The organism is Bartonella sp. AA126HLJHH (assembly GCF_042197425.1).
Classification (GTDB): Bacteria; Pseudomonadota; Alphaproteobacteria; order Rhizobiales; family Rhizobiaceae; genus Bartonella.
The window spans coordinates 40,592-55,942 of sequence record NZ_JBHIRU010000014.1; the positions used below are offsets into that span (position 1 = coordinate 40,592).

Sequence of the window (15,351 nt, forward strand, 5' to 3'; positions counted from 1 at the left end):
TATGCATTGAGTGGTTTGTTATGGTTTCAATAGATGCTTCTTTTCTTCATCGCCTTGCGCCTAAATTGGCGCATCATGCGCGCCAAGATTTTATTATTGTTGAAATGGCACGCGTGTTGCCTAAAGCTTTATCTTATGGGGCACTCACAACACCGTTGCGTATTGCCCATTTTTTAAGCCAATGTGCCCATGAGAGTGATGGCTTTTTTACCGTTTGTGAATATGCCTCAGGGCGCGCTTATGAGGGGCGGCGTGATTTAGGCAATGTCAACCCTGGGGATGGGGTGCACTTTAAGGGGCGTGGTTTGATCCAGTTGACGGGGCGCAATAATTATCGTCGTTTTACGAAGTTTTGGCGCTTAGTCGATGAACAAGCGGTTGATTGTGAGGCATTTCCGCAAGAGCTGGAAAAGTTTCCAGCAGCGCTTTGGTCTGCTGTTTGGTTTTGGCAAATGAAAGGCTTGAATAGGCTGGCTGATCAAGATGATTATTTAGGGATTACCAAGGCGATAAATGGGGGAAGAAATGGACTTGTGCAACGTTTGATTTATTTGAACCGCGCCAAAAAGCTTTTGGGACTTGGAGGCGAGGTAAAGGCATGAAGCCCTCTTATCGTGGTTCTAGGCTCTATTTATGGTGGTCTTTTTGGTTTGCTTGGGGGGTTATTTTTTTGCTCGTTTCTGGTGGTTTGTGGGGGGTTCCGCATATTATTGATATGGCGAGCATTTCTATTCCTTCGATGGTGGCGATTATTGTTGGCAATCTGGGGGTGCATCGTGGCTTTGGCTCGTTGGATTTTTCTAATAGGAAACATTCCCATAAGCGGCATAGCAGCTCCTATGATGGGGTGGAGATAACGAGGTGGGGAGATAAAAGCAATGTTTAGCCCACTTTCAAAACTGTCTTTTGGTCTGCTTTTTTTGGTCAGTGTGATGTTGGCGGCTTTTGGCTTTATGAAAGCGCAAATTTTAAAAGCGGAAAAGGCGCGTGATTTGTATTGGCAGTTGGAGATTGCCAAGGCTTCAGCACGTGCACTGCTTGTACAAGAGCGACAAAGACAAGCAGCGTTGGAAGCTGAGCATCGAGCGCAAGGGGTGATTTCGGCTTTGGAACAAAAGCTTACAAAAATGGAGGAAGTCAATGCAGTATTGCCAACTACTGGCGGTGGCATTGGGCTTGAGCGTGTGCGCTTGCTCAACACACAAGCCGGTGGGTAGCCTTTCTTATCATTTTTTATCGGTTGAGTTGCCGCCTGTTGTTCGCATGGCGTGTGCCCGCCCAGCTTTATTGCCAGAGCGTGCTTTGAATGCGCGTGAAGTGGTGCACTATTGGGGGCGTGATCGTGCTGCTTTATTGATTTGTGAACAGCGCAGAAAAGCTGCGGAGCGGGCGATTTTAGGCAAAAGAGAGGGGACTTTTAAGTGAATTTGGATATCAGTGTTGCCAATGGCTGGTTGTCTTTATTGTTATCGGTTATTGCGATTTGTGGGGTTTTGAGAGCCTATTTTTCTTCAGGTGCGCGGGAAATGCTGAAAGATATCACGGCGCTTAAAGAGCGTGTGCAAAAGTTAGAAACAGAGATGGACTTTTTGCCTGATCGTGATGCGCTGCAAAGATTGGAAGTGAATATGGAGAAATTGAATGGTCGTCTCAACACGCTTTCTGCACAATTACAACCGGTGGCAGCTATTGGTGAGCGCTTGCAAGAGTTTTTGTTGGAGAATGCCAAGAAATGAAAGCAGATATGGATAAAATCATCCGTGAAGAAGCGCGGTTGATTATTTTAAAAGGGCTTGCTTGTGAGCGCAGTGAAACTTTATCGAGTGCGATGATTGAGCGGCTTTTATACAGTTATGGCATCAGGCGCGATCGCGATTTTGTGCATAATGAATTGGCATGGATGGAAGATCAAGGTGCTGTCACATTAAAACAGGTGGGTTCAGTTTTTCTTGCAGCGTTAACAGAACGGGGAGCGCGTCATTTAGACCGGAGCTTTTCCATTGAGGGGATTAAGCGGCCTAAACGTTCATCAATAAAAGACGAGGTGAAGGATGCGCAAGGTCGGGCGTGGACGTTTAACGGCGATTGATTTATTGCCGCAAGCTTGTGATCAAATTATTGCTGCTGCTGCTGAGGCTTTAAATGGGCGTGAGAAGACGCAAATGGCTATTTATGGTGAGTTTAAAGCGGCTTTGAAGGCTTTACGAAAGGAAACGGGTCTCAGCTTTTCTATTCCCTCTTTTTCCAGTTTTAATCGTTATTCTTTGCGGCTAGCCGTGATGTCAAGGCGCCTAGAACAGACAAGAGAAATTGCAGCAAGTCTTTCCAAGCGTTTTGATGCCAAAGCTTCTGATAATATCACTCTTTTGACGGCGGCAGCGATTAAGGAGTTGATTTTTTCAACGTTGAGCAGTGGGAAAAACCTTTCGCCAAAAGCAGCACAAGAATTAGCCAATGCGCTTAAAGGGGTTTTGGCGGCTGAACATTTATCGACCACCAGACGGCAAAAGTTGGAAAAAGATTTTACCAGCAAAGCAAGCAAAGCGGTTGACGCTGCAGCAGCAGCGGCGGGGCTCTCAGAAGAAACAGCGCGGGCTATACGTGCGCAGGTGTTGGGGGTTAAAAATGGCTGAACAGCCCTTTTCAAAAAGTCATGTCTTTGATCATCAGAGTGGTTTTGATATTTGGCAGAGAAGTACTTTTCCCAAAGAGAGTGATCCCTTAGCGGAAGGTGTTTTGATGGCGCATCAACGGGCATGGATTGAAGATAAGTCCCCATTAAAATTGGTTGAAAAGGGGCGGCGGACCGGCATTACTTTTGCAGAAGCTTTGGATGATACACTGATTGCAGCGGCGGCACGTGAAGCGAGGGGCGATAATGTTTTTTATATTGGTGACACCAAAGACAAGGGGCGGGAATTTATTGGCTATGTGAGCAATTTTGCTTCGGCAATTACGAGCCATAGTGGGGATGTTGAGGAATTTTTATTCTCTGATCAAAGGGCGGATGGTTCAACAAAATATATCTCTGCTTATCGGGTGCGTTTTGCTTCGGGGTTTCGGGTTGAGGCGCTTTCGAGCCGCCCTGAAAATATCCGTGGGTTACAAGGTATTGTGGTGATTGACGAGGCGGCGTTTCATCAAGATGTGCGCGCTGTTTTGGATGCTGTCAATGCTTTGCTCATTTGGGGAGGAAAAATCCGTGTGATCTCCACCCATAATGGTGTGCTCAATCCTTTCAATGAACTGATCCGTGAGGCGCGAGCGGGAAAAGTGCCTTTTTCGGTGCATTGTTACCCCTTTGGTGTTGCTGTTAAAAATGGCTTGTTTAAACGGGTTTGTGCCATGAAGGGGGAGGTGTGGAGTTTAGCATCTGAGCAACAATGGGAAGAGCAAATTCGTGCCTCTTATGGGGTGCGTTTGGCTGCGATGCGCCAAGAATTAGATGCCATACCAGCCGATCAAGAAGGGGCGGCTTTAACACGTTTGCAGATTGAAAATTGTTGCGCGCCTGACATTGCATTGTTGCGTTTTGCTTGTGTGGATGATTTTAAAAATCAATCGGAACATCAACGAAGTGTTGCTGCTTTTGCTTGGTGTGAGAAGCATATAAAACCTCTTCATGCTGGGCTTGACCGGCGGCGCCAACATGTTTTTGGTGTTGATTTTGCGCGGAGTGGCGATGCGACATCGATTGTGGTGATGGAGGTGGGACAAGATTTGGTGCGCCGTGTACGGTTTATGGTGGAATTGCGCAATACGCCGTTTGATCAACAAAGAGAGATTTTATTTTATGGGGTGAATGGTTTGCCGCGTTTGATGGGCGGCGCGTTAGATGCGCGGGGCAATGGGGCTTATTTAGCCGAAAAAGCGGCGCAGCGTTATGGGGCTTGTGTGAAGGAAGTGCCCTTGTCACAAAGTTGGTATGGCAAGGAAATGCCGGCTTATTTAGAAGCTTTTGGGGATGGGACGATTGTTTTGCCGCGCGATAGTGACATTGTTGCCGATCATCAAGCGCTTGCTTATGTCAATGGCATTGTGAAAATTCCAGACAATCATCGTTTTAAAGGCAGTGATGGTTTTATGCGTCATGGTGATAGCGCGATTGCTTGCGCTTTGGCTTATTTTGCCAGCCGCCAAACTCCTGAAATTTATGATTATACACCTGTGAGAGAGGCTTATCGTTTTGATGAAAGCTCGCTCTTTTCAACGCCTTTTTTTTCAACAATGCGATCAAAAATTTATTGATGGGATGATGAGATGGTAAAACTTTTAGATCAGTGGGGCAGGGCGCTTAATATCAAAGGGTTGGAGCGAGAAGTTGCAAGCCCTACCGTTGGCGGTGTTCGTGATGTGTGGTCACAAACCATTGTCAGTGGTCTGACCCCTGCGCAACTTGCTGATATTTTACAACAGGCAGCAGAGGGTCATCCAGAGCAGTTTTTCCAACTTGCCGATGATATGGAAGAGCGTGATTTGCATTATCGTGCTGTGCTTGGCATGCGTAAAAATGCTCTCACAGGGGTGGAGCCTGGAGTGATTGCCGCAAGCAATAGTGCACAGGACAAAAAGATAGCAGATGCGGTGCGGGAAGTGATTAGTGCGCCTACCTTTGTTGATGATTATGTGACGGATTTATTGGATGCTTTGGGGAAAGGTTATGCGGTTGTAGAAACCTTGTGGGACAAGAGTGCCAAGGAATGGTGGCCGGTTGCTTGGAAATGGCGTGACCAGCGGTTTTTTCAATTGGATCGGCGGGATGGTTTTCATTTGCGTTTAAAAGAAGAGGGGTCTTTTAATGGAAGTGAATTGCCTGCTTATAAATTTTCTATTCACAGACCCAAGTTAAAAAGCGGTTTGCCTATTCGTTCTGGGCTTGCGCGGCTTGCAGCTTGGGCTTTTTTGTTTAAATCTTATACCTTAAAAGATTGGATGGCATTTTTAGAAGTTTATGGCATGCCTTTGCGTGTGGGTAAATATGGGGCAAGCTCTTCTCATGAGGAGCGACGGGTTCTCATTCAAGCAGTGCGTGATTTATCCAGTGATGCGGCAGCGATTATTCCCAAAGAGATGGAGATTGAATTTATTGAAGCGGCAGGGGGCAGTGGCAATGCGGTGTTTGCTTCTAAGGCGGAATATTTAGATCGACAAATTTCTAAAGGTGTGTTGGGGCAAACCATGACGACGGATGATGGTTCGTCCTTTTCGCAAGCGCGCATTCATGAAAATGTGCGCCATGATATTGCCAGAGCTGATGCACGCCAATTAGCTTTAACGGCTAATCGTGATTTGATTGTGCCTTTTGTTGAGATTAATTTTGGACGCCAAGAGCGCGCCCCCCTTGTCTATTGGCCGATTTCGGAAAATGAAGATATTAAAGCGATTAGTGATGCACTGGAAAAACTTGTGCCCTTGGGTTTGCGTGTTGGGGCGCAAGAAGTGCGCAATAAGATTGGTTTTTCGCAACCAAAAAAGGAAGAGGATGTTTTAAAGGCTCCTGATAATGCGCTTGATGATGAGAGGGGAGAAAAGGCTCATGTTTGTGCTGATTGTGGAGGTGTTTTTGATGTTTCTGTGACAAGAGAGGACAAGGGTGCAAAAGAGCAGGGTGGAAAACATCACGACGAATTGGACCGACTTTCACAAGAAGCTTTAAGCGACTGGGAAGAGGACTTAGAACCCCTTTTAGAGCCTTTTAAAAAGCTTGTGAGAGAAGCAAAAAGTTATGAGGATATCCTTAAAGGCTTAGATGAATTGCTAGGTGAGATGGATCATCACGCATTAGCAGCGCGCTTGGCAAAAGTACAAATGATTGCACGTGGGCTTGGGTATCATGGATGAGGAACTTTTTAAAACCGCCCCTAAAGAGGTCACCCGTTATTTTGAAGCCAAGGCACTTGTTCCAAGCTTTGATTGGCGTGATATAGCACCAGAAGAACATGCCTTTTCCTTTACGGTGGCAAAATCGCTAGGCTATGATATTTTGGAGGATTTTAAGCGAGCGGTTGGAGAAGCCATAAAGCATCAAGTTCCTTTTCAAGATTTTCAAAAAAATTTGATGCCGATTTTACAGGAAAAGGGTTGGTGGGGTAAAAAGACCAGCATTGACCCCAAAACTGGTGAAAAGAGCGTGGTACAATTGGGCAGCCCACGGCGTTTAGAAACGGTCTATTGGGCCAATACCATGAGTGCGCATGCGGCAGGTGAGTGGGAGCGCACACAAAATAATAAAGAATTTTTGCCCTATCTCACCTATGCTTTGTCAAGTTCAGAACATAAGCGTTTAGAACATGAAAGTTGGGTGGGGTTTACCGCACCTGTTGATGATCCGGTTTGGGATTGGCTTTATCCGCCCAATGGTTGGCGGTGTAAATGCAGTGTGCGACAGGTAAGCCGTTATGAAGCAGAAGATTTAGGCTATGAAGAGGGGGCAGAGCCACTTCATGTTGAAAAGCAGGTTTGGCACAATAAGCGAACGGGGAAAATTGAGAAGATACCAAAGGGGATTGATCCTGGTTGGCATTTGAACCCTGGGAAACATCGCGCGCAAAACTTAAGCAATTTTTTGAGTGATAAAGTCTCTGTGATGGGGGACAATGACAAACGCATTGCCATTGAAGATATTGTGGGTTCACCACTTTTGGAAGCCATGTTTGAAGGACATATGCCGCGTGGATTTATTCCCATTGCCCCAATGATCCAAAAGGTGCGTGATGTTTTTGCAGCGGAAAATTCTCTTATTCGCTTATCCGCAGACAGTGTGAAACATATTTTGTTAGAGCATCAAGCGCGTGATCTTCGCTTGGATGATTTTCGGGGCGCCATTCAAACGCTCATCCGCCCCCATGGCATTATCAGGCGAAAAGGTGTACCGAGCGTTGTGTTTTTGGGTGAAAATGATGGGGTATGGTGGCGCTTAGCAGTTAAATTCGTGGCAAGCAAACAAGAATGGTGGTTGACCTCCATGCATAAAAAAAGCTCTAGAGAAATTGGACGCTTATTGGATGCGGCTGAAAAAAAGGGCGAGAGGTTGTTGTAAAGAAAACAACAGGAAGAAAGTCTTTTGTTCTTAATGGAAAAGAGGCGAGGAAAATGAGAAGGCGTGGAGGGCGGTCAACTCCTCGCAGATCCGGTAAAACCGTCCTGGTATAACTGGCTCACGCCTCGCGGATAATGTAACAGTTTAAAAGTTTAAAAGCAATCTTTAAAAAAATGGTGCTCTGTCGCCAGTGTCTTTGAAAACAATTTTATAAGAGTGTTTGGGGGTGTTTTCTTTAAAAGGGAAAAGAAGGATGAACGGTTGTTGTAAAGAAAACACCGTAAAGCTCTGTTGGTGTTTGTGAAAAGAGAAGGCGTGGAGGGCGGTCAACTCCTCGCAGATCCGGTAAAACCGTCCTGGCAAAACTGGCTCACGCCTTACCTCCAATGATATAATGTTTTTAAGCCAAAAAGCAATCTTTAAAAAAACGGCTTGAGAGGGGCTTTTTTTGTATAAGACGATAAATTGTACCTCTAACTTCACGACGGCGCTCTATCGCCTTTGAAGTGCCTTTGAAAACGATTTTATGGGATGGTTTGGCACGGGGGTTTCTCTCACAAGGAGAATAATAGGGAAAAGAGTGCTTTTTGAGAAATGCTCTTTTGACTGACAGTGTCAGACTTATAGTGGGAGTAAGTTTCATGCATTGTATTGCCAATGACAATTGTAAAGCAATAGGCAATGTATGGAACAGGAATTTCACGAAGATCAAAAAGATGGGGATGCAGAAACATTTCATGCTGCGTTAATAGATCTTTGCCAAGACGCTACCGTTAGCCAAGCGCCTGAATGGGTAGAGTTGTTGCCCAAAGCGCCCCATGTGAAGGCACGTGATGGACGACAATGGCATTATAACCCGCAAACTATTTTAAAAGCCTTTGCAGCCAATAAAGGACCGCTTGTGATTGATTATGAGCATGGGCAACATCACCGTGCGAGAAATGGTCTAGAAGCACCTGCAAGTGGCTGGATTGAAGAATTAGCAGAGCGGGATGGTGCGATTTGGGGGCGTGTTAAATGGACCGATATGGCCGCTAAAAAGATTGTTTCCCAAGAATATCGCTATCTTTCACCTGAGTTTCGCCATTCCAAGAAAGGTGAAATTTTAAATTTAGCCGGTGCTGGTTTGGTGAACCGTCCAGCCCTTGTCATGACGGCTTTAAGCCGTGAACAGCCTTCCCCTATAACTTTGACGGAGAAAATGATGGATTTGACAGCCATTGCCAGTGCACTATCACTGGCAGAAGATGCTAAAGCGGATGAGATTTTAGCAACGCTTAAAGCGCGCGAAAAAGAACGCGCGGAATTAAATTCCCAATTAACAAAGATGCAAGAAGATTTAGCGCTTTTGCAAGAAGAGCAGAAAAATACAGCTATTGAGAGCCTTTTAGACAAGGCCATTGAAGAGGGCAAGATTTTGCCGGCTGCTCGCGAGGAATATCGTGCACTCTGTAGCCTTGAAGGGGGTGTGGAACATTTTAAAAGTTTGGTCGAGAAGTTGCCGGCGCTTGCCTCAACAAGCCCTTTAGAAGTGTGTGCTTTAGCGCAAGAACCAAAGCTTGCGCCAGAAGAGGTTGCTGTTGCGGCACGCCATTATAAGGAAGAGCAGAAGCAAAAAGGTTTCGACATCACCATTAGCCAAGCAGTTGATTATATTTGCGAACAAAAGGAGCGCCAATCATGAGTACGATGATTTTAATTAAATCTTTTCGCGCCATAGATGTGATTTCACCTTATTGCATTATTGCAGCGCGCGGTGATGGAATGGTGGCAACGGCTTCTGGTAAGGGTGATAAATTATTAGGGACTGCTGGGTCATTGAGTGCCAAGGCTGGTGAGATGATTGATGTTGGCCAATGTGGTTGGGGCGAAGTGGTTTGTGGAGGCAATGTTTCCTTTGGTGATTTTTTGACCTCTGACCCAAAGGGGCACGCCATAAGGGCAGAAGCAGCAGATCGCACCATTGGTATTGCCATGAGTGATGGTTCTGCTGGTGATGTTATTTCTTTTAAAATTAATTAATCGAGGCATAAAATGAACAGACCTTTTCCCATTGATCCAACACTCACCGCTATTGCTATTGGTTATCGCAATCCAGCAGGTTCTCTTATTGGCGATAGAGTTTTGCCACGCGTTTGTGTTTTAAGTGAGGTGTTTAAATATAGTGAATTTCCCTTAGCGGAAAATTTTACCGTGCCTGAGCTTGAGATAGGGCGGAAAGGGCGCCCGAATGTGGTGGAATTTTCTGCCTTTGAACGGGAAGCCAGTGTCAAAGATTACGGACTTGATGATCTTATCCCCAATTCAGATATTGAAGCAGCGGCACGCGCACGAGCAGAAAAGCGCTCTCGTTATAACCCCGAAAAGACAGCTGTAGAGGGACTTGCCAATTTGCTAGAATTGGGGCGTGAAGTGCGTGTTGCAGCGCTTGTGCAAAGAAGTGAAAATTATGCACCAGAGCGGGTGATAACACTTAAAGGTGAGAATAAATTTAGCGATTATGAGAAATCTGATCCTTATGCTGTTTTAGATGAGGCCATGGATAAAAGTCTCGTCTATACGCCCAACACCATTGTTATGGGCAAAGTTGTTTGGTCAAAACTCAAACGTCATCCCAAAATCATCAAAGCTGTTAAAGGGGGTGGCACTGCTGATGGTTTTGTCACCAAGGCGCAATTTGCTGATCTGATGGAAATACACCCCGATCGTTTACTCATTGGTGAATCGCAAGTGAATTTGGCACGTAAAGGGCGTTCGGCACAATTGGCACGCGTGTGGGGCAATAAGATTGCACTGCTTTATATTGACCCTACCAAACAACAGGCAGATGGTTCGGTGATCAGTTGGGGTTTTAGCGCCCAGTTGGGCGAACGTTTGTCTGGAGTGATCCAAGATCCAGATATCGGCTTATCAGGCGGCAAACGGGTGCGTGTGGGGGAACGTGTGTGTGAATTGGTTGCCGCAAAAGATGCCGGTGTTTTGTTGCAAGAAGTTGTCTAAGGGAAACTTTTAAACATGGCTTATGCAAGCAAAACATTGATTGAAGAGCTCTGGGGTGATGACTTCTTGGATGATTTGTGTGGGATGGATGAGAACTCTGATCCAGTTTTTTCAGAGCAAGCCATTGCCCGCGCGCTCGAACAGGCAAGTGGTGAGATTGATGTGCATTTGTCTCATCGCTACTCAATCCCCATTGCTGGACAGCCAGCGGCTCTGGGTATGATCTGTGTCAATATTGCTGTTTATAATTTAGCCATACGCCATACGGCACTGACCACGACTATTGAAGATCGTTACAAACAGGCGGTTGATTTGCTGAAACGTATTGCCGAAGGCAAAGCGGGTTTAGGCATAGATGAACCTAAAATTATGAGCGAAGATGGTCCCGTGCGTGATGGGGCTTTCTTCCATGCCAAGCCGCGTTTGATGGGAAGATAATATGTCTGTTGCAACCCATATTGAGATTAAAGAGACAGGGCTTGAAGCGGCTTTATCCTTTTTGCAAAAGGGAGCTGATCGCTCGATGGGGACTTTGGCACAAGGGGTTGGGCGTCTCATTCAAGAAAGCACAAGGCGGCGGATTCAAAGTGAAAAAATGTCTGCTCAAGGAGAGAAGTGGAAAAACAATCATGCCCGCACCTCCATTCTTTATGCCAGTGGGGCGCTTTCACGCTCCATTGATATGAAAGCTTCACCAGAACAGGTGATTGTGGGCTCTGGGTTGGTTTATGCGCGGATTCATCAATTAGGTGGGGTTATTCACCCGAAAAATGGCAAGACACTGCGCTTTTTTCTTAAAAGCGGCAATGCACACCGCTTTGTTTGTGTGCATCAAGTGACCATGCCCGCACGCCCTTATTTGGGGCTTTCAGAGCACAATAAAGTGGAAATTGTCAAAGCGACAGAAGACTGGCTGGAAAGGGTCTTTGCATGAGTCAAACGATTAAAAATGCTGGGCGCATTAATCAGTTTCGTGAAGCGGTGATAAGAAGCCTTAAAGGCGCTTTACCGGATGTGCGTGATTGCGGCTGTCAATTTGGACGTTTTAACTTAGAAGAGCTTGAAACACAGATGCTGGTGGCTCCAGCAATACGGGTTGCGGTGTTAGAAAGCCGTTTGAATCCTGTAGCAAGTGGACAGATGAGTGCTGATCTTCATTTAGGGGCTTTTATTATTACCACAGGTAAAGAGCGTGATGTTTCCAGTTGGCTTTTAGCAGAAGCCATTGCGGTGCTTTGTCATAGCGGGCAATTGTGGGGACTAACGCATTTGAGTGCCCCGCGTGAGGTGCAAATTGAACCGATTATCTCTGCGGCGATTAAGCAGCGTGGTGTATCGATAAGCGTGGTGGAATGGCACCAAGATTTGCATCAGTTGGGACAGGATATTTTTTGTGATGAGGGACAACTCAAAAGTGGTTTGATTTCATGGGACAATGAGGTGGGGGCATGAATGATGCACATCTCTTAAGTGATACCTTTCGACAAATCATGAAGCGTCTTGATGCGCTTGAACGCTGTCTTGCCAACCAGCACATGATCGGGCGGGTTGTGCAAGTTGATGGCCATAGGGTGCGGGTGAAACTTTCCGAACAGGGTTCCAATGGACAAGCGGTTTTATCGCCTTGGTTGCAAGCGCAAGAAGCTTCTGGCGCTCTCTCAAGCAATATGCCCCTCCATGTTGGTGATCCGGTGCGGTTGTTAAATCCCCATGGCGAAATTGGCTCTGCCTCTCTGGTGGTGCGCGATAGCTATAGTGAGGATGCGCCTAATCCCGCACGCTCGCCGCAAGAGTTGGCGCTCTGTTATGCCGGTGGCGCTTTGCGGATGACAAAAGATGAACTTATTCTCTCCCATGGGGAAAATCAAATTCATTTGAGTGAAAAAGGTTTGGTGCTTTCTCATCAATCAACCCGTGTTGAATTAACGGGCAGTGTGCATATTCAAGCAGAAGATTTACAGCATAATCAAAAATCTGTTGGCGCAAGCCACAAACACGGTGGGGTCAAAATGGGTCCCTCCACAACCTCTTCCCCTCTTTAAAGGAGTTTTATCATGCGTGAGAACACTTATGTTATTTTAACCAATGCCGATTTTGTTGCAGGCAAGCGTTCACCGGGCAAGGGTGAGGAAATTTGTTTAAGTGAGGAAGCGGCTAAATATCCGTTGCTGCTTGGTCAGATCGCTGAAAAACCAGTCCCTGTTGTTGCTGCGGCCCCAACGGTCTCTACCACAAAGACAAGCAAAGGGGCATAAGCCATGCGGTGCGGGATGAGCGAAAAGGATGGCTCTCTTTTATATGGCTTTGCGCATTGTCAACAGTCACTTCGTAAATGTCTGACGACAAGAATTGGGACACGGGTTTTGCGTCGTCATTATGGATGTGATGTTGGAGCATTCCAAGATGCCAATGCTGATCCTGCGACGATGATGCAGCTTTATCAAGCAATTGTTGAAGCACTCGATGATCCAGAGTGTGGAGAGCCTGGGTTCTCGTTGCAGAGGATTGATCTGACAAAAGCAACGCGTGAAGGCACATTCCATTTTGTTTTAACGGGTGTTTTTTATCCCAATGGGCATTTGGGGGATTGGTCACACAAAGAGCCAATGAGCATCAATTTAGAGGTTGGTGATGACTGAGTTTGAACCTTTATCCTTTTCACAGATTCCCCCTCCACAACTCCCTCTGCCACAAATTATTGAAGAGCTTTCTGTTGAAGCAATTTTAGAGCAAAAGATCACGCGTTTGACTGAGCTTTTTGCAGCGCATCATATTCCTTATAATGTGGAAAAGACGGCTTATGATCCCGTGGTCATTCAATTGCAAGCGGCGGCTTATGAAGAGTTTCTATTGCGCCAGCGAATTAATGAAGTGGCGCGGGATAATTTACTCACATTTGCGCGTGGAACAAGTTTAGATCATTTGGGGGATTTTCATGGGGTCACGCGCCTTTTGGATGAAGATGATGAGCGGTTTCGCCGCCGCATTCGCTTGAATAGACAAGGACATTCCACAGGGGGCACAGCGCCACGTTATCAATATTTTGCCCTCTCAAGCGATATCCATGTCAAAGATGCTTTTGTTTATCGTGAGGGTAAAAGCCCGATTATTCATGTGGCTCTTTTTAGTGATAGCCCATCAGGGGTGGCAGATGAAGCTTTAATTGCCAAGGTGCAAGCCGCCCTTGATGCCCCCCATGTTAAAATGACCAATGACCACATCCTTGTGAAAAGCGCGGTACAGCGGATGATCAATGTTTCTGCTGATTTTTGGTTGTTACCGGATGAAGGCTCCTTTGTTTTGGAAAGAGCGGAGCAGAATTTAAGAGCAGAATGGGCGCGTGCATGGAGGCTTGGGCGTGATTTGTCTTTAAGTTGGATACTAAGCCGCTTGATGGTTGAGGGCGTTCACCATGTGAACATAACGCAACCTTGTGAGGATATTTTGGTCGCACCGGATGAAGCCGTCGCACTAGGGGATATTGTCTTGTCTGAACGGGGGCGTGCTTATTGATGCTTTCCTCACTTTTGCCCCCAAATTCGAGCTTGTTTGAACGTTGTTTTGCAGAAGCAATGGCTCTTGACCCTCACGTTAAAATGGCACTCGAAGAAATACCTCGCGCGAAATTTATCACGCGTCCGCCTTCTTGGTTGCCCTTTTTAATAGACGAATATGGCTTACAAGAATTAACCCCTTATTTCTCTAACCTTTATGATTTAATTGATCAGGGTCTTGCATGGCAAAATATTCGCGGCTCCCTTGCGGCAATAGAGATAGGGCTTGAATGGCTAGGGATTTCGGCACGCTTTCAACCCGCCTGGACGGGGCGAGCATGGTGGAATTCCTTTCAACTTGATTTTGATCAGTTGCCTGAACGCAAAAGCCTTGAAGCCATTGAAGCAATCACAGATCTTTCCAAAAGTTTGCGCTCTGATTTTCGCCGTGGGACCTATGGTTATAATGTGCAAGCTGTTGAATGCAATATGTCACGCCTTGATGACAGCATGTTGGAGTATGAAAGCGGTGTTCGCTTAACAGCTGGGGGCACTTTGTTTTCCTTTGGGCGCACAACAGAGATCAATCACACGCTCACAAGAGAAGAAGGCAGGCTTATTGGTAATTGGATAGATGATGGGGATGAAGAGTTAAGCTGGGAACAAATCGATTATCCATGGGACATGGCAAATTTTCCGTGGTGTTCGGTCAAAAAACATGAACGCGATATACTCATGGCAGAGTGGTTCCAAAATCGTCCCCTTTATTTGGCTTTAAGAGACGAAAACAATACTCTGATTGGGTATCGCCGATGCAACATTGTCCAGCCTGTAGAGCAGGTTTTAGAGGGTGTTTACAACCATTGTGGCAACAGATTTAACCCTTCTACAACAGGCACTCTGTTGTTTCTTGCAGCCCGCACAGATTTTGAAGATGTTGAGGACAAACAAGCCGCCGCTGTTTCCCTTCTCGTTCATGGCTGTCTTGCACAACAAACCCCTCTTGGCAAACTTTGGTTAGGGGCTGATGAGCTAAATGGCGGTGTAGAGATACTCAAAACGCCTATCAATATTCCTTTGCGTGCCGATGTTCGCGAACAATTCAAGATTTTATTGAGGTTTTAATATGAAGCATGAAAGTGGTTTACCCTTTGCAATTGACAGATCTCGCGGCAAAGAGGAACAACAAAGTGTTGTCTTTTATGGCACGCGTCCCTTTATTCAAAGTGGTGAACTGAATGAAGTTCAAACCATTATAAGGGGACGGCATGACCGATTGGGGCGCCTTGTGGCACAAGAAGGAGACCGCGTTGAACGGGCTGATGCTTTTGTCAACAAAGAGACAAGGACCGTCACTTTAACGGATGGCAAGATTTATATCGCAGGCGATATTTTCCCCGTTGCACCCGCTGTACTCAACAATGTTGCTATGATTGGGCGCTTGGAAATTGGTGTGAAGCTGCAAAAAAAATGGATAACACACGAAGATGATCCAGAGCTCTTGGGGCAAGTCCCTGGCACCTTAGCAGAAGGAGAGCCTGGAGCGGCACGCGAAACAGCAAAGCTTGTTTGGGCACTAAAAGAGGATGCGCAGCAAGGGGCTTTCTTTCCGGTTTATATCTTACAAGATGGTGTTCTGATTGATCAAAAATCCCCCTCATTGCTTGAACCCGCCATGCAAGCTATTGCGACGTACGACCGCGCCCATGGGCATTATATCGTGAGTGGCTGCCGTGTAAGTGCATTGGGAGCCAATAACGGTTGCCAAGTGTTTAGTATTCAAGAAGGAGAAGCCAATATCAATGGCTTTAAACGCAA

The 15,351-nt window shown here is 46.2% G+C and carries 23 protein-coding genes; 22 read left to right on the forward strand and 1 reads right to left on the reverse strand.

Annotated elements, in window-relative coordinates:
* Nucleotides 1-20 precede the first annotated feature (20 nt).
* The 10 genes from ACFIQC_RS07385 to ACFIQC_RS07430 are packed head-to-tail and all read left to right on the forward strand — an operon-like array spanning nucleotide 21 to nucleotide 7,039.
* Nucleotides 21-602: a glycoside hydrolase family 19 protein gene (locus ACFIQC_RS07385; protein ID WP_375613744.1), complete on the forward strand. Its 582-nt coding sequence runs from the start codon at nucleotides 21-23 to the stop codon at nucleotides 600-602.
* Complete coding sequence (locus ACFIQC_RS07390; protein ID WP_375693657.1) at nucleotides 599-886, forward strand: hypothetical protein; 288 nt, start codon at nucleotides 599-601, stop codon at nucleotides 884-886. Before ACFIQC_RS07385 ends, ACFIQC_RS07390 begins: the two co-directional genes overlap by 4 nt.
* On the forward strand, nucleotides 879-1,217 hold the full coding sequence (locus tag ACFIQC_RS07395) for a hypothetical protein (RefSeq protein WP_375613746.1): 339 nt from the start codon (nucleotides 879-881) through the stop codon (nucleotides 1,215-1,217). The genes ACFIQC_RS07390 and ACFIQC_RS07395 overlap by 8 nt, the downstream gene beginning before the upstream one ends.
* Nucleotides 1,183-1,425: a hypothetical protein gene (locus ACFIQC_RS07400; RefSeq protein ID WP_375646427.1), complete on the forward strand. Its 243-nt coding sequence runs from the start codon at nucleotides 1,183-1,185 to the stop codon at nucleotides 1,423-1,425. Before ACFIQC_RS07395 ends, ACFIQC_RS07400 begins: the two co-directional genes overlap by 35 nt.
* A complete protein-coding gene (locus ACFIQC_RS07405) occupies nucleotides 1,422-1,736 on the forward strand; it encodes a DUF2730 family protein (RefSeq protein WP_375607966.1) in 315 nt (104 codons plus the stop codon). Before ACFIQC_RS07400 ends, ACFIQC_RS07405 begins: the two co-directional genes overlap by 4 nt.
* Nucleotides 1,733-2,089: a hypothetical protein gene (locus ACFIQC_RS07410; protein ID WP_375637064.1), complete on the forward strand. Its 357-nt coding sequence runs from the start codon at nucleotides 1,733-1,735 to the stop codon at nucleotides 2,087-2,089. Before ACFIQC_RS07405 ends, ACFIQC_RS07410 begins: the two co-directional genes overlap by 4 nt.
* Entirely contained in the window at nucleotides 2,052-2,633 is a 582-nt protein-coding gene (locus ACFIQC_RS07415) for a phage protein Gp27 family protein (RefSeq protein WP_375706958.1), read from the forward strand. Before ACFIQC_RS07410 ends, ACFIQC_RS07415 begins: the two co-directional genes overlap by 38 nt.
* On the forward strand, nucleotides 2,626-4,248 hold the full coding sequence (locus tag ACFIQC_RS07420) for a hypothetical protein (protein ID WP_375706959.1): 1,623 nt from the start codon (nucleotides 2,626-2,628) through the stop codon (nucleotides 4,246-4,248). Before ACFIQC_RS07415 ends, ACFIQC_RS07420 begins: the two co-directional genes overlap by 8 nt.
* 12 nt (nucleotides 4,249-4,260) lie before the next feature.
* Nucleotides 4,261-5,841, forward strand: a complete 1,581-nt coding sequence (locus tag ACFIQC_RS07425) for a DUF935 domain-containing protein (protein ID WP_375629072.1) — start codon at nucleotides 4,261-4,263, stop codon at nucleotides 5,839-5,841.
* Nucleotides 5,834-7,039, forward strand: a complete 1,206-nt coding sequence (locus ACFIQC_RS07430) for a phage minor head protein (protein ID WP_375629070.1) — start codon at nucleotides 5,834-5,836, stop codon at nucleotides 7,037-7,039. The genes ACFIQC_RS07425 and ACFIQC_RS07430 overlap by 8 nt, the downstream gene beginning before the upstream one ends.
* A 165-nt stretch (nucleotides 7,040-7,204) precedes the next feature.
* On the opposite strand, the gene ACFIQC_RS07435 is transcribed toward ACFIQC_RS07430, so the two are convergent.
* A complete protein-coding gene (locus ACFIQC_RS07435; RefSeq protein WP_375706960.1) occupies nucleotides 7,205-7,522 on the reverse strand; it encodes a hypothetical protein in 318 nt (105 codons plus the stop codon).
* A 202-nt stretch (nucleotides 7,523-7,724) separates the two neighbouring features.
* Between ACFIQC_RS07435 and ACFIQC_RS07440 the strand changes: the two genes are divergently transcribed.
* The 12 genes from ACFIQC_RS07440 to ACFIQC_RS07495 form a co-directional block, all read left to right on the forward strand.
* Complete coding sequence (locus ACFIQC_RS07440) at nucleotides 7,725-8,723, forward strand: phage protease (protein WP_375693679.1); 999 nt, start codon at nucleotides 7,725-7,727, stop codon at nucleotides 8,721-8,723.
* On the forward strand, nucleotides 8,720-9,061 hold the full coding sequence (locus ACFIQC_RS07445; protein WP_375693678.1) for a hypothetical protein: 342 nt from the start codon (nucleotides 8,720-8,722) through the stop codon (nucleotides 9,059-9,061). Before ACFIQC_RS07440 ends, ACFIQC_RS07445 begins: the two co-directional genes overlap by 4 nt.
* 12 nt (nucleotides 9,062-9,073) lie before the next feature.
* Nucleotides 9,074-10,039: a capsid protein gene (locus ACFIQC_RS07450; RefSeq protein ID WP_375633725.1), complete on the forward strand. Its 966-nt coding sequence runs from the start codon at nucleotides 9,074-9,076 to the stop codon at nucleotides 10,037-10,039.
* Between the two features lie 15 nt (nucleotides 10,040-10,054).
* A complete protein-coding gene (locus ACFIQC_RS07455; RefSeq protein ID WP_375612327.1) occupies nucleotides 10,055-10,477 on the forward strand; it encodes a gp436 family protein in 423 nt (140 codons plus the stop codon).
* Between the two features lies 1 nt (nucleotide 10,478).
* On the forward strand, nucleotides 10,479-10,973 hold the full coding sequence (locus ACFIQC_RS07460; protein ID WP_375633726.1) for a phage virion morphogenesis protein: 495 nt from the start codon (nucleotides 10,479-10,481) through the stop codon (nucleotides 10,971-10,973).
* On the forward strand, nucleotides 10,970-11,491 hold the full coding sequence (locus tag ACFIQC_RS07465; protein ID WP_375662569.1) for a hypothetical protein: 522 nt from the start codon (nucleotides 10,970-10,972) through the stop codon (nucleotides 11,489-11,491). Before ACFIQC_RS07460 ends, ACFIQC_RS07465 begins: the two co-directional genes overlap by 4 nt.
* The gene (locus ACFIQC_RS07470) at nucleotides 11,488-12,081 is read left to right on the forward strand and encodes a baseplate assembly protein (RefSeq protein ID WP_375682931.1); all 594 of its coding nucleotides are present in this window, start codon (nucleotides 11,488-11,490) and stop codon (nucleotides 12,079-12,081) included. Before ACFIQC_RS07465 ends, ACFIQC_RS07470 begins: the two co-directional genes overlap by 4 nt.
* Nucleotides 12,082-12,093: 12 nt before the next feature.
* Complete coding sequence (locus ACFIQC_RS07475) at nucleotides 12,094-12,294, forward strand: hypothetical protein (RefSeq protein ID WP_375681057.1); 201 nt, start codon at nucleotides 12,094-12,096, stop codon at nucleotides 12,292-12,294.
* Between the two features lie 3 nt (nucleotides 12,295-12,297).
* The gene (locus ACFIQC_RS07480) at nucleotides 12,298-12,678 is read left to right on the forward strand and encodes a GPW/gp25 family protein (protein WP_375633729.1); all 381 of its coding nucleotides are present in this window, start codon (nucleotides 12,298-12,300) and stop codon (nucleotides 12,676-12,678) included.
* Nucleotides 12,671-13,552: a baseplate J/gp47 family protein gene (locus ACFIQC_RS07485; protein ID WP_375638668.1), complete on the forward strand. Its 882-nt coding sequence runs from the start codon at nucleotides 12,671-12,673 to the stop codon at nucleotides 13,550-13,552. Before ACFIQC_RS07480 ends, ACFIQC_RS07485 begins: the two co-directional genes overlap by 8 nt.
* Nucleotides 13,552-14,658, forward strand: coding sequence for a phage tail protein (locus ACFIQC_RS07490; protein WP_375706961.1), 1,107 nt, complete (start codon nucleotides 13,552-13,554; stop codon nucleotides 14,656-14,658). Before ACFIQC_RS07485 ends, ACFIQC_RS07490 begins: the two co-directional genes overlap by 1 nt.
* A 1-nt stretch (nucleotide 14,659) precedes the next feature.
* The coding region (locus ACFIQC_RS07495; protein WP_375706962.1) for a DUF4815 domain-containing protein at nucleotides 14,660-15,351 on the forward strand (692 nt) is incomplete at its 3' end.

Coding starts and splice junctions, on each gene's coding strand:
- ACFIQC_RS07385 (WP_375613744.1), top strand. CDS start 21: ATGGTTTCAATAGATGCTTCTTTTCTTCATCGCCTTGCGCCTAAATTG.
- ACFIQC_RS07390 (WP_375693657.1), top strand. CDS start 599: ATGAAGCCCTCTTATCGTGGTTCTAGGCTCTATTTATGGTGGTCTTTT.
- ACFIQC_RS07395 (WP_375613746.1), top strand. CDS start 879: ATGTTTAGCCCACTTTCAAAACTGTCTTTTGGTCTGCTTTTTTTGGTC.
- ACFIQC_RS07410 (WP_375637064.1), top strand. CDS start 1,733: ATGAAAGCAGATATGGATAAAATCATCCGTGAAGAAGCGCGGTTGATT.
- ACFIQC_RS07415 (WP_375706958.1), top strand. CDS start 2,052: ATGCGCAAGGTCGGGCGTGGACGTTTAACGGCGATTGATTTATTGCCG.
- ACFIQC_RS07420 (WP_375706959.1), top strand. CDS start 2,626: ATGGCTGAACAGCCCTTTTCAAAAAGTCATGTCTTTGATCATCAGAGT.
- ACFIQC_RS07425 (WP_375629072.1), top strand. CDS start 4,261: ATGGTAAAACTTTTAGATCAGTGGGGCAGGGCGCTTAATATCAAAGGG.
- ACFIQC_RS07430 (WP_375629070.1), top strand. CDS start 5,834: ATGGATGAGGAACTTTTTAAAACCGCCCCTAAAGAGGTCACCCGTTAT.
- ACFIQC_RS07440 (WP_375693679.1), top strand. CDS start 7,725: ATGGAACAGGAATTTCACGAAGATCAAAAAGATGGGGATGCAGAAACA.
- ACFIQC_RS07445 (WP_375693678.1), top strand. CDS start 8,720: ATGAGTACGATGATTTTAATTAAATCTTTTCGCGCCATAGATGTGATT.
- ACFIQC_RS07450 (WP_375633725.1), top strand. CDS start 9,074: ATGAACAGACCTTTTCCCATTGATCCAACACTCACCGCTATTGCTATT.
- ACFIQC_RS07455 (WP_375612327.1), top strand. CDS start 10,055: ATGGCTTATGCAAGCAAAACATTGATTGAAGAGCTCTGGGGTGATGAC.
- ACFIQC_RS07460 (WP_375633726.1), top strand. CDS start 10,479: ATGTCTGTTGCAACCCATATTGAGATTAAAGAGACAGGGCTTGAAGCG.
- ACFIQC_RS07465 (WP_375662569.1), top strand. CDS start 10,970: ATGAGTCAAACGATTAAAAATGCTGGGCGCATTAATCAGTTTCGTGAA.
- ACFIQC_RS07470 (WP_375682931.1), top strand. CDS start 11,488: ATGAATGATGCACATCTCTTAAGTGATACCTTTCGACAAATCATGAAG.
- ACFIQC_RS07475 (WP_375681057.1), top strand. CDS start 12,094: ATGCGTGAGAACACTTATGTTATTTTAACCAATGCCGATTTTGTTGCA.
- ACFIQC_RS07480 (WP_375633729.1), top strand. CDS start 12,298: ATGCGGTGCGGGATGAGCGAAAAGGATGGCTCTCTTTTATATGGCTTT.
- ACFIQC_RS07485 (WP_375638668.1), top strand. CDS start 12,671: ATGACTGAGTTTGAACCTTTATCCTTTTCACAGATTCCCCCTCCACAA.
- ACFIQC_RS07490 (WP_375706961.1), top strand. CDS start 13,552: ATGCTTTCCTCACTTTTGCCCCCAAATTCGAGCTTGTTTGAACGTTGT.